This is a genomic window from Bradyrhizobium erythrophlei (assembly GCF_042430365.1).
Classification (GTDB): domain Bacteria; phylum Pseudomonadota; class Alphaproteobacteria; order Rhizobiales; family Xanthobacteraceae; genus Bradyrhizobium; species Bradyrhizobium erythrophlei.
In genome coordinates this window covers 1-11,840 of sequence record NZ_JBHMET010000094.1, presented here as the reverse complement: position 1 = coordinate 11,840, position 11,840 = coordinate 1, and the positions used below count along the sequence as shown (strand labels likewise).

At 57.9% G+C, this 11,840-nt stretch carries 7 protein-coding genes and 3 pseudogenes; 3 read left to right on the top strand and 7 right to left on the bottom strand.

Features of this window, described 5'->3' with window-relative positions; all coding sequences use genetic code 11:
* From ACFFWD_RS16620 to ACFFWD_RS16590, 7 genes and pseudogenes are all read right to left on the bottom strand, one after another.
* Window positions 1–1,004, bottom strand: a pseudogene (locus tag ACFFWD_RS16620) (IS701 family transposase); the annotation flags it as partial.
* A 599-nt stretch (window positions 1,005–1,603) separates the two neighbouring features.
* Window positions 1,604–2,968, bottom strand: a complete 1,365-nt coding sequence (locus ACFFWD_RS16615; protein WP_376966943.1) for an MmgE/PrpD family protein — start codon at window positions 2,966–2,968, stop codon at window positions 1,604–1,606.
* A gap of 986 nt (window positions 2,969–3,954) precedes the next feature.
* Complete coding sequence (locus tag ACFFWD_RS16610; protein WP_376966941.1) at window positions 3,955–4,731, bottom strand: gamma-glutamyl-gamma-aminobutyrate hydrolase family protein; 777 nt, start codon at window positions 4,729–4,731, stop codon at window positions 3,955–3,957.
* 4 nt (window positions 4,732–4,735) lie between these two features.
* A complete protein-coding gene (locus tag ACFFWD_RS16605; RefSeq protein ID WP_376966939.1) occupies window positions 4,736–5,932 on the bottom strand; it encodes a M24 family metallopeptidase in 1,197 nt (398 codons plus the stop codon).
* Window positions 5,933–5,934: 2 nt separating this feature from the next.
* Window positions 5,935–7,746 (bottom strand): ABC transporter permease subunit, encoded by a 1,812-nt coding sequence (locus ACFFWD_RS16600; RefSeq protein ID WP_376966937.1) that lies wholly within the window; start codon window positions 7,744–7,746, stop codon window positions 5,935–5,937.
* Window positions 7,747–8,868, bottom strand: coding sequence for an ABC transporter substrate-binding protein (locus tag ACFFWD_RS16595; RefSeq protein WP_376966935.1), 1,122 nt, complete (start codon window positions 8,866–8,868; stop codon window positions 7,747–7,749).
* Between the two features lie 18 nt (window positions 8,869–8,886).
* Complete coding sequence (locus ACFFWD_RS16590) at window positions 8,887–10,071, bottom strand: ABC transporter ATP-binding protein (protein WP_376966933.1); 1,185 nt, start codon at window positions 10,069–10,071, stop codon at window positions 8,887–8,889.
* A gap of 90 nt (window positions 10,072–10,161) precedes the next feature.
* Between ACFFWD_RS16590 and ACFFWD_RS16585 the strand changes: the two genes are divergently transcribed.
* The 3 genes and pseudogenes from ACFFWD_RS16585 (at window position 10,162) to ACFFWD_RS16575 (ending at window position 11,566) form a co-directional block, all read left to right on the top strand.
* Window positions 10,162–10,971 carry an IclR family transcriptional regulator gene (locus ACFFWD_RS16585; protein WP_376960361.1) on the top strand — a complete coding sequence of 270 codons (810 nt, stop codon included), beginning with the start codon at window positions 10,162–10,164 and terminating at the stop codon, window positions 10,969–10,971.
* Window positions 10,972–11,109: 138 nt separating this feature from the next.
* A pseudogene (locus ACFFWD_RS16580) lies at window positions 11,110–11,226 on the top strand (IS5/IS1182 family transposase); the annotation flags it as partial.
* A 59-nt stretch (window positions 11,227–11,285) separates the two neighbouring features.
* Window positions 11,286–11,566 (top strand): annotated as a pseudogene (locus tag ACFFWD_RS16575) (hypothetical protein).
* Window positions 11,567–11,840 lie beyond the last annotated feature (274 nt).

The following is an 11,840-nucleotide window of genomic DNA, read 5'->3' as shown; positions in this document are numbered from 1 at the left end:
CCAATATTTGGTGGGTGCTTCCGCGCCCTCCGGCCACTCGATCAGCAGCCATTCCTCCGGTCGGCTTTCGGCAAGCCAGTAATCTCGATGTGCCGGACGGATGCGCACACGGGCAAAGCGCGAGGATAAGCGTTCTGCCGTTGCCACGTGATCTTGCGCCAAGCATCCATTGGCAGGCCGATCGCAAGCTTCTTAACTGAGATCGGTCGGTACTTGCCATCACGTCGAAGCAACTTCGGAGGCCGCCCGTTCCCCGACCACTTCTCCGGCGGCCGCGGCCCAGTTCCAGGCGCCCATACCGACGTTTGTGGCTGGATGCCGGCCACATAGCTCAGGCCAAGTGCGGTGATATTCCCACGCAGAGCGGTGTCGGTCCCATAGCCGGCGTCCATCAATACCACGCCGCGCGGCAAGCCCGCCGCACAGGCCCAGCGCAAATGATCGAGAGCAATTGCCGGCTTGGTCTTGAAGGTGATCTCCTTGGGCACACCGGCTTTGCGCCGACGTGTACGGTCCGTCACCCACTCCTTTGGCAGATACAGACGATACGCCGCCGGCAAGCTCGCATGATGATTTGCAAGCGAAAGGGTCACGGCGACCTGACAATTGTCTTGCTTGCCCAACTGGCCGCAATATTGCCGTGCAACCCCGACCGAATGCCGTCCCTTCTTGGGAAAGCCCGTATCGTCGATGATCCAAGTTTCGATCGGCCCGTGGCGTTCGATCTCCGGCAGCACCATCTCGCGGACCTTGGCCAAAACCTGCTGGTCCGACCAGTCGCCTTGACCGACAAAATGCAACAACGACTGATGTTGCGCTGCTGTCCGATCAGGGGCCGTGATCGCCGCCATCGGCTCGACACTCTTGCGATCGCAAGGCATCATCAGACCGGTGCAGTAATCGCGAAGCGGTTTGGCTCGGTCCGCGTGCCCGATCACGCTCGTAAGACCCTCAACATACGCCGAAAACCGCGACCCCACGTCCCCCGATTTTGCCAGACCCATCTCAGCCTCTCCGCATGCTGAAAAGTGAGTCTTCTCAAATATATGATTCTTCTCGGCAAAGCCGCGACACTCTGACTCAGTAAGACTAGAGCGCCTAGTGGGCAGGCAGGCGCTCGAATTGAAGCCTCTAAAGAGGGCTCAAAAAAGCGCACACCAGCCGAGAAGCGAGAGCAGGTCCGTCATTGTCGGCCTTCAGGCCTCAGTGTCGCAGAAGGATGCCGACTGAAGGGAACTTCACGTTCGGCATACTACGAAAAGCGGTCCCTACACACGACGACACTGCGATCATCGAGGCTATCGCGGCAATTTGTGAAGAATTCGAAAACTATGGATGGCGGCGCGTCCGCGCCGAGCCATAGGGGTTCATCGTCAATCACAAGAAGATTCGCCGGCTCCATGCGCGAACACGGCCTGCAGCCGCGCCGGCGACGACGTCATGCCCCCCTCGCTGCGGAGCTGCGCGTGTCCGAACTCGCAAGCCTCCGCATCGACCAGATCCACGGCGAGGTGGTCGCCAACCTCCACTTGTTGGGAAAGGAGGCCGCCAGCGCGTACTGCTCCCGTCGGTTGCCTCGCGCCCCGAACTTTGAACCGATATTTCAAGTTTTTTGGTTAGGGTTGCGGGTTTGGAATGTCGAGTATCGGCTGTCCGGCGGCGACAGGGCAGCCAGCAGGGGCAGAAAGCCTATGGTGTCAAGGCTAGCTATCGCCGAGAGGATCTCGTCCTGCCACTGCGGGTGAACGTTCTCTCTGGTGATGTTCTTGAATTTCTCCACGACCTGGTCGGTAGATAATGGGTTGGCCACATCCCCTAGGGGATGCAACACGATCATCTCTTCCGGCCCTTTGCCCTGATCCATGACGACACGGGCTGGCGTTCCGACTGGAAACGCGGCAGCGAAATCGGGCGATGGCTCAAGCTCGATACGCGCGGCCAAGTCGAGCACGCGTGCGTCAGTAAGACGCTTAAGTTGAACAGGCTGTAGCGCCTCCCGACCATACAAAGCGGCCAGTGCGCAATTAAAGTAGAAGCTGTACTGCCCCCCCTCCAAGGTACTCGGGGCGCGCTCGTTTGCGAGGCGCATCGTCTGTTGGAAAGTCTCAATGCGCAGCTTCCGGATCTCCTCCCCGCCCCGACGCATGGCAAGGATCGCATCGATAGCTGCATGCATATAGCGGCAACATGCATATGGCTTCAGATAGCATTTTTGAACTTCCCACGATGACCCAAGATTGCCTGTCAAGAGCTCGCGAGTGAACCGATCATTGTCATCAAGAAGATCAAGGGGCCCGGTTGCGCCTGCCCGCGCGCGATAAGCCGCGGTGACACCTGTAACCACGGCAGGAGGAATCGCTTCCTTGACCATGCTGCCCTCGAACTTCGAGGTTGCGCTCAAGAAGACGATCGGTGCTTCGGACCCGGCAATCGCCAACGCATGAGCAGTTTTAGTTGCATTCAAGCCCAAGAGACGGCAGGCTGCTGCCGCAGCCCCATAACCGACCCAGCGTCCACTCGCATATGTATCGAGTGTTTCAAAAGGACGAGAGCTCGCGATTCGGAGGCCGATTTCGTATCCGAGCGCGATCGCAGCCATCGTTTCGGAAACTGAAGCGTCAACAGCCTGAGCGACCGCCAAGGCGGCGGGAATGACACCTGCACCGGGGTGGCCCCCTGAGCCGCGGTGACCATCATCGATGTCCAGCGCGCTCGCCGCAGCGCTATTCGCCATCGCGGCGCCGACGACACTAGACCGTTTGTCCGTCAACCAAATACTTGTGTGGCCTTCGCCGTAAGCTTCTAATGCTGACTTTCTGACTGCATCGGCTAACGGCGATCGCAGACCCGCAGCGGTAGCACCGATGAGGTCTAGTATGAGCAATGAGATCGTCCGGCCTGTAGCCGCTGGCAATGCATTCGCTGGGTAGCTGCTACTGAAGTTAGCGAGTTCAGTTATGGCTTGCACTTGGACGCTCCAATAGATCACGATCTTAGGTGAATGAAATGGGGTTCGGCCGCTTTTGCTCACCGCGCCGGTCGAGCTCTGCAACCGACCGATTTACGCTGAGTGTGCGGCGGCCCCGGCTTAGACAGCTCGTTTCGGCCGAGTCTCACTTTGGTCTGGACGTGTCCTAGGTATGGCCGACAGAAGCCGCTGAGTATAGGGACGCCAGGCCGTCGAATTACCTCGTCACGCTGGCCAATCTCGACGATCCCGCCAGAGTACACAACTGGAACGCGATCTGGGCCCGCTGCCTGCTCCAATGGCGAACAGTGAAAACGAGATCGTCGCGATAAGCACGACCGCACGAAATACCAGCGAACAAGGGTACTCGGTCCGACGGATCCGTCGCTCGGATTGCGGGACATATCACTTTCCTTCTTGCGTTCCATTGACGGCAATCTCACCCATGTATCTCGTCAGCAGATCTCGCCGCGTTGCGACGATGGCGCTTCAAGAATTGGGCCAACTCCGCGCGTGCGTCTCGGAAAGAATATTCTGCATGCCGGTCAATCGTTTAAACGAGGATGCAGCAGAAGCTAAACTGAACGCGACCATGTCACGGACTCGCCAAATCCGACAGTAAGCATCGGCTGCCCACCGCCTCCCTAGGAATGGAGGGCAGGCTCCTTCGGTGGGGAAACGGAATTCACGTCATTCAACAGAGTCCCGCTGCACGTTGAAGGTGCGTGTCACACCTGAGCAGGGTGCTTTCTTGGCGATGTACGGATGCGTCACCTACCAGATGTCGCAGTATCGCTGCTTGCTCGTGAAATGTAGGAGTCATGTTGTTTCAGCGAATTGATCAGGGTGTTTCGGTATGCAGAGCAACGCAACCACGCTGACGGTCTCGAATTACCATTCTGGCAGTATGAGTTTCTGCCGGAGACGTCATCGTGCTCTTTCGCTTTCGATCCCGGTCTTGAACCACGGTGATGTTCGCCGCTCAGTCAACGGCTCGAGGGATTGCGCGTACGAGACCGCACACGCGCGGGCGGGGGCCATGCGGGCTCTCGTTCAATCCAGCTACAAGCTTTGGCAAAGTTATCGATCAAATTGCGACAGGCGGGCTCAGTGTCGTACATCCATTCTGGGTGCCACTGCACGCCGATCACAAAGGGCCGGCCTGGTGCTTCAATCGCCTCGATGATGCCATCGTTGGCGCGTGCCGAAACAACAAATTCTGGAGCCAGTCGTTCGATGGCCTGGTGATGATAGCTGTTCACCCGAAATGACGACGGCTGCTCGCCACAGAGCTGCCAAAGGCGTGAGTTGCGCTCCAATTCGATCTCGTGGACGGTTTGATCTAAAGGTGTGCCGTCACGATGGTCGATCACATCTGGTAGCTCATCAAGGGTATGGGGATAAATCGTACCTCCGGCTACAACATTCAAGAGCTGCATACCCCGACAGATCCCGAGAGTAGGCATGTGCCGATCGAGAGCTGAACGGGCAAGCGCAAATTCGAAGTTATCGCGCTCCGGGATAATTCGTTGAAGAGCCGGGTGCGGAGGCGCTCCGTAAAGTTCCGGCGTAAAATCTCCACCACCAGTAAGCATGAGGCCGGAAACGAGGTCGAGTACCGCGTTCACTTCGTCTGCTCGGACATAGGGCAAAATGATCGGAAGCGCGCCGGCTTTCTCGACTGCCTGGACATAGTTGGCTAGACAGAGGTAACCGTTCTTCTCCACGTCGAAATTGCTGACGATACCAATGACTGGTTTCATGCGCTTAGCCTCGGGCATGGTTCTCAAGCGAGGAAGAAAACAGCTTGCGCTCCATGCTGGTTAGGCGTTCCGGGCCTCGATCCGTCACCAGCACCGTCTCGCTAAACCCCATGCCGGCCGCCATCATCAGCATGTGAAACACCATTCCGTGCTCTAGGATCCACTCCACGCCTGGCACGAACTCGCGGATAAACTCGCCCGCGGATGGACGATAATTGAGACCGAGCGAATAGCCGGAGCGATTTGTGTACGTCTCGCGCAGACCGCTAGCCAAGAGCGGCTCGCGGCAAGCTCGGTCGATAACGCCCGCGGGTGTGCCCGGCCGCATGAGCGAGATGGCCTCGTCTTGGATGCGGATGATTGTCTCAGCGGCACGCTGTTGCTCGGCGGTCGGCCTACCAACCACCGCCGCGCGCATTAAGCGAGCGAAGTACTTGCGATGAATGCCGGTGAGTTCGAAGTAGACAGTATCTCCCCTGTCGAGACGTCGGTCGGAGTATTCTCCGTGTACCTGATCCGTTCGATTGCCGGAGAGGATGATAGCGCTGAGCGGAATTCCCGATCCCGCCTTTATCAATGCGCCAAACACGGCGCCTGCGACGTCGCGCTCCTTGACACCGGGTGCAATTGCTTCGATGCCAGCGCGCATGCCTACTTCAACTTGGCGACCAGCGCTGCGCAGATAGTCTATTTCCCTCGGCGATTTGATGAGGCGCAAGTGATCGACGATCTGCGGCTCTTTAACCAAAGTCGCATTTGGCAGCAGCTCCTGCAGCATCTTCCAGCGTTCCACCGTCAGAAACCAGGAGTGTTCATCCACGCCGACGCGACCGCCCGCAAGGCCAAGGCCATCAAGGGCCCTTCGTGCCGTGTCGAGCCAAACCGGGACCGGATCGGCGGCATCTGCATAGATCGTGTAGTTCTTGACCCATGACGTGCTCTGCGCCGTCGGGACTTCCATGTCGCGCAAGATCAGCACCGGGTCTCCACGGCCTGGAACCGCTACGGCGAGATACGAGAAAAAGGTACCTGTAGTGAATCCTGTCAGATAGAGAATATTCTCCGGTTGGTGCAGCAGTAACACCGGAAGATTATGTTTGGCCATCTCGTTCTGAACACGCACCAGCCGCGACCGATATTCCTCCGCAGGGAAATCCATCCCGCTGTTTTGAAGTTCAGTCACCGTCGTGGACTCATTCATTGTCAGCTCGCTTTCCTGGTTTGCCGTTCACCCGCTTTCCGGACTGTTTCCACGCCGGCGTAGACAATGATTGTGAACGCTATCAGTAGACTTGAAACCGCAGCAATCGTGGGTGTGATCTCTTCCCGAATTCCCGACCACATCTTGACCGGTAGAGTCATGGTGTCTGGCCCGCTCAGAAACAGTGACAACACCACCTCGTCGAATGATGCCAGGAAGGCGAAGAACCCGGCGACTATCAACGCAGGACGGATGAGCGGGAGTACGATTCGCCAAATCGTAACGATGCGCGAGGCACCGAGACTCGCGGCAGCGTGCTCGAGCCGTATGTTCTGGGCCTGCAGGCTCGCGGCGACGATCAGCACTACCAGCGGAACGGCACCGATGCTATGCGCTAGCACCAGCGCGAGGGACGTATTGACGAGTTGCAGGTGTGCAAAGAGGAAGTAGAGCGCCACCGCACTGATGATCACCGGCACGATCAGCGGCGCGAGCAAGAGCTGGTACCCGACCCGGCGCATTCCCGGACTGCCACGCACGAGTGCCATCGCGGCTGCTGAACCGACGGCAAGACTTACAAGCGCGGTGGCTATCCCGACTCCCAAGCTCTGAAAAGTCGCGGAGACCCAAGCATCGCTTGTGAAATAGGCTTCGTACCATTGTAGCGACAGGCCCGGGGGCGGAAAATCAAGGAAGCGGGAAGAGCTGAAGGAGATTGGAACAATGATGAGGATGGGACTGACGAGGAAAGCAACGAGGATCAAGCTTAATCCACGTATTAACTTACCCCCAAGTGCCGCACGCTCGCAACTTCTAGCGAGGCCAAGTGGAAAGCGGAGGCTTCTTCCGATCGCTCGCGCGCGAGCCGTAGCGAAGTCAATGAGCTTCACATAAGCGCTGGTTGAATGACGAACGGTAGAGGCGGCTGATTGGGCAGTCCCCTGCTGAGAGCTGAGCAGGCGTTCGCTATCGACGAAATAGTTGGAAATTGAATAGAACACGAGCGTGACTGCGAGCAGCACGGTAGCAGCGGTGGCGGCAAGCGGCCAATTGAGCGTTCCATTCACATAAGCATCGATCTGCATCGGCAGTAAGATTGTGTTCGGACCGCCGAGCAGTGCCGGTGTGATATAGAACCCGAGTGCCAGCAAGAAGACGAGCAGCCCAGCCGCGATCACGCCCGGCACGCTCAAAGGAAAGAACACGCGCCAAAAATTCTGGGCCGGGGAGGCCCCGAGCGAGCCAGCAGCGCGCGTCAGGCTGAATGGAATCCCTCTCATTACGCTGATGAGCACCAGCACAGTGTACGGCATGAGGATGTAGACCATCGCTACAAGCACGCTGAACTGGTTGTAGATAAGATCGAGAGGCCGTTCGGTGAGGCCGAGCGCCATCAACAGCTGGTTGATGATGCCGAAGCGTCCGAGGATCACCATCCATGCATATGTACGCACGAGGTAGCTCGTGAAGAACGGCAACACAACCGCAAGCAATAGCGCCCTAGCGACCCAGGTGGGGGTTGAGACAATCCAGAAGGCGAGAGGATATCCAAATAGAAGGCAGATCAGCGTAACCTTTATTGCGAGGGCGAATGTGCGGGCGAGGATGATCCAATTCGTTGGATCACCTAAGAACTCTTGGTAATGCGCGAAGGTGGGTCTGGGATCGAACATACTGAGAGAAAAGAGACCGGTGAGCGGGACGAAGAAGAAGATCCCGAGCAGAAGCGCTGCCGGAGCAAGCAAGATCAAGGCTTCGCGATTGCGAACCACCCACGCGTTGACCGCTCTTGCGGTATGATACAAAGCGGTCATTTACCTGGCTGCCCAGTTGGACCAGCGCTCGACGAGCACTTCGGTATTAGTCTTGCCAGAGGGGGATTGGGCACCCCAGTATGCCAGGTCAACGAAGAATTGTTTATCAATATTCTCGGGTGCCGTAGGCAGCTGGGCGGCGATCTTGGGCTCAATGTATTTAAAAGCGGCTCGATTTAATGGACCATAAAAGATGAGATTGTTGAGACGAGCTTGCGCCTGCGCGGAGGCCTGGTAGGCCACAAAGCGCATGGCCGCAGCTCGGTTTTTGGCGCCCTTCGGCACGAACCAGTAAACCGGGAAAAGCTCCGCTTCATTCCATTGGTGATCAACGCCCGCTCCCTGGTCCTTAAGCAATTGCATTCGGCCACTCCATGTCGAGGACATCGCGACCTGACGATCAGACAGGAGCTGACCCGGTTCGGCTCCGACAGTCCAGAATTTCGTAATGTGTGGCTTGATGAGATCAAGAGACGCGAATGCCTTGTCGAAATCGATTGGGAATAGCTTGTCCTTGGGCACTCCGGCCGCTAGCAATGCAAATTCGACTGTGGAAGTAGCTTGTCCTGGTCCTGCACATGACCGAAGCGAGCGCGGTCCCGGAAACTTGCCGGCGTCCCAAAACTCGGCCCATGAGCGCGGGCGCGGCTTGTTGGCCGGGTATTCGGCCGTTGAGAATCCCATCACCGTGCTGAAGACGAGCGAGCCTACGGCGTATTTCGTCTTTGCCTCAGGCACAAGGTTGTCCAGCGTTTCTTTGTCGAACGCCCCGTAGTCGACTTCCTCGACATACTTGGACACATCCGGCCTAAACGGTGGGTCGGATAGCTCCACCACATCCCACTGCACGTTATTGCTGTCGACCTGCGCCTTGAGTTTTGCCCCGTCGGCCGGAGACACGTAAGTCACCTTGATGCCAGTCTCGCGTTGGAAGGGATCAATGACTGCTTTGCGGATCGCATGCTCATACGATCCGCCGCCGGAAACGACCACTAAAGTCGATTCTTGCGCCCGCAGGATGTCCGGCGCGCCAATTGCGAGCGCCGCGCCACCGGCCGCAGCGCCTATTCCCTTTAGCGTCTGACGTCGGGTCGGCCGACTGGAGCTGATTAGGTGCGCCATGAGCTCTCTCCCTTTTTATCAGGAAAATTTCGGAACGCGATCCGCAGCTGAGTTCACGCGCAACAAAGCCAACTCAGCTTTGCGATCTTCGGGTACATCTCGCCTTAGACCTTTTGAGTCATCAGAAAGGAGCCGTCCATCCCGCGCATCCCAGCCAATTCTCACCTGTTCGTCGACATGGAATCGCGGAGAGGAAGCGTGGCGCGACGCCGTTACGGTGAGAAGCACCGGAACGGCAGCGCGCAAACGGACCCGGTATTTAACGGCGCATCCGCAGTAGACGGCCTCTTGGACCACACCTTCGAATTCGTTGTCAGCGCGCGAACCGGCAGCCAGAGGGATGATCTTCTCGGGTCTGATCATTAGCGTCACGGGTCCCGCCCGATCCTCGAAGCCCTGCCACGTCGCACGAACCTGCAGGCCAGCCACATCGAGGAGGGGCCCATCATCTGCTTTACCAACCAGACGAGCGTCAAGGAAGTTGGATTCGCCAATGAAGCTCGCGACAAAGCGGGTTCGAGGAGTCTCATATATTTCTTCAGGCGACCCGATCTGCTCGACGGCCCCCTCATTCATCACCACGATCCGATCAGACATTGTGAGCGCTTCGCTCTGGTCGTGGGTGACAAAGACCACTGTCGTTCCCAAAGATTTCTGCAGATGCTTCAGTTCGAGCTGCATGCGCTCTCGAAGCTGCTTGTCAAGCGCACCAAGGGGCTCATCCATGAGGACTACGCCTGGGCGAAACACAAGCGCGCGCGCCAATGCAACTCGCTGTTGTTGACCACCGGACAGCTCGTAAGGCATGCGCCCTTCGTAGCCACTGAGCTGAACAAGAGTGAGCGCTTCGGCCACCCCGGCTCGAAGCTCGGAGCCGGATACTCCGCGCATCTTTAGCGCAAACGCCACGTTCTCGAAAACGGAGAGATGGGGAAACAGCGCGTAGTTCTGGAACACGATTCCGATGTTGCGCCTATGCACTGGCAGCCCGGTTACTGGTCGAGCACCGATAAAGATTTGACCTGCGGTTGGCGTTGCGAACCCCGCAATCATCATCAGCGTGGTCGTTTTGCCGGACCCGCTAGGCCCGAGAAATGAGACAAACTCGCCAGCTTCGATCTGAACCGAAACCTCGCGAACCGCTCGTATGCTGCCGTACTGCTTACAAAGTCGCTCTAACCGCAGCGGCTCACCTTTGAGCATCGACAACCTCTGCTGTTGCAAATAATGCAATGATGTTGCATAATTTGTCAGGTGCGTGAGCGCTTGTCAAGTTGAGCTGAGGTGTCGTCGATGAGTTCTGGCAAACATTCCCCACGGGATCGCGACCGAGCCGGCGGCGAGGTTACGACCGTGCAGCGCGCATTAAATCTGCTGAGGGTTCTCGGCGCGAGTGAAAGGCCGATTGGCGTGAATGAAATCGCGCGCCGCCTAGGAAGGCATGCAAGCGCGGTTTCGAGGACTCTGGCGACGCTCGAACACAATGGATTCGTCGAGCGCGACGAAGAGACTGGACGTTTTGGGCTCGGAGTTGAGCTTATCGCGCTGGCGAGCAGACTTCTTGCTGAACTCGATGTGGTCCGCGTGGCGCGACCTTATCTCGAGGAACTTGCCGATAGCACGAGAGAAACGGCTTCGATCAGTCTTTGGAACAAGACTGAGGCTATCACCGTCGAGACCGTACTTGGCCCCGGATCGATCAAGCATATCGCGGCACCAGGGGGCCGCAACCCAGCGCACTGCACGGCTACTGGAAAAGCTATACTATCGCAGATGCCTGGCTCAACTCTGAAAGAGATTTTGGCGCTCGGCCTCGAGGCCTATACGGACCGGACGATCACCAAGGCGAGCGCGCTTGAGCGCGAGCTGCGCTGCGTTCGCGAGCGAGGATACGCGCTGAATGTAGGAGAGTTCATTCCCGAGATCGCCTCTATCGCGGCCGTCATCCACGATCGGAGGGGAAGAGCTGCAGCGGCGATTTCCGTTACCATGCCGCTCTTTCATTTTACCCCGCAAAGTGAACGGCAGCTGGCGCCTCTTGTTATGAATGCAGCAGCGACTATCTCCCGGCGTCTAGGATACCCCGGCGCTCGGTCGACATGATCAGCCAAACGAGACCCGGCTTGTTGGAATTGGTTGCAACTCTCCCCGTCCGTGACAGCCATTCTGAGATCGCGTGCAACCCGATGAATGTGCGCGCTGTGCTGTGTGCCGGCTAAGCTATGGAGAATCCCAATCGACCGCTCCGTCGCCGGGCAAGAGAAGACCAGGTTCCGTGGCCGTGATCGCGTCGGATGGACCTTTACCTTCGCTGCCGCCGCCTACAATCCGGTGCGGCTGCCCAAGCTGATAGCGGACGCCGGTGGCCCAGGTGTCCGGCTTCGAAGGCCTTTGCCGGTCGCTGGCGCATCGTCGAGATGGACGTCTGGGACAATGACTTTCTCGGCCTCGTCGAGGAGGCGCATCTCGCCTTCCAGGGCAAGTCGGATGGGTGAAATCGCCTTTGGGGCTCTAAAGGGCTTCCTGGACGTGCGCGACGGCACCCGCGACGGATCGGCCTGCGCGGAGTTCTCATGGGAAGGGCACGACGAGAATGATCCGTCCTGCGGTCGCGGATGGGCTATGATCAGCACTGCTGGCAGTGCTCGTCGGCCACTTCTACATACACAGTGGCGACGGTTCTTCAACAGCCTGCTAGTCTTACTGCGTCATAATTTTCATCGACTTCGACGTGAGATTGGCCTGATGCAACAAGGGCATCGAGATAGCGTGGATACGAGAGCCGCGTTCAATCTTCTCCGAACGGTCGTAATTGAATTTGGAACGTGCCGTTCAGGCCGCAATGGCGGATCCCCTCGGTCGATAAGTTTCGGGAATTGCAGCTTCCTTGAACAGCTTGGTGGAGGCGGTTTCTGAGGGGGGAATCGTCTCCCGCTCGGAGACCAGGAATCCGTAGGCCGCGATGCACAGCG

Bases quoted from the DNA above. Each gene is read 5' to 3' on its own strand.
- ACFFWD_RS16585 (WP_376960361.1), top strand. From the start codon at position 10,162: ATGAGTTCTGGCAAACATTCCCCACGGGATCGCGACCGAGCCGGCGGC.
- ACFFWD_RS16610 (WP_376966941.1), bottom strand. From the start codon at position 4,731: ATGAAACCAGTCATTGGTATCGTCAGCAATTTCGACGTGGAGAAGAAC.
- ACFFWD_RS16605 (WP_376966939.1), bottom strand. From the start codon at position 5,932: ATGAATGAGTCCACGACGGTGACTGAACTTCAAAACAGCGGGATGGAT.
- ACFFWD_RS16590 (WP_376966933.1), bottom strand. From the start codon at position 10,071: ATGCTCAAAGGTGAGCCGCTGCGGTTAGAGCGACTTTGTAAGCAGTAC.
- ACFFWD_RS16595 (WP_376966935.1), bottom strand. From the start codon at position 8,868: ATGGCGCACCTAATCAGCTCCAGTCGGCCGACCCGACGTCAGACGCTA.
- ACFFWD_RS16600 (WP_376966937.1), bottom strand. From the start codon at position 7,746: ATGACCGCTTTGTATCATACCGCAAGAGCGGTCAACGCGTGGGTGGTT.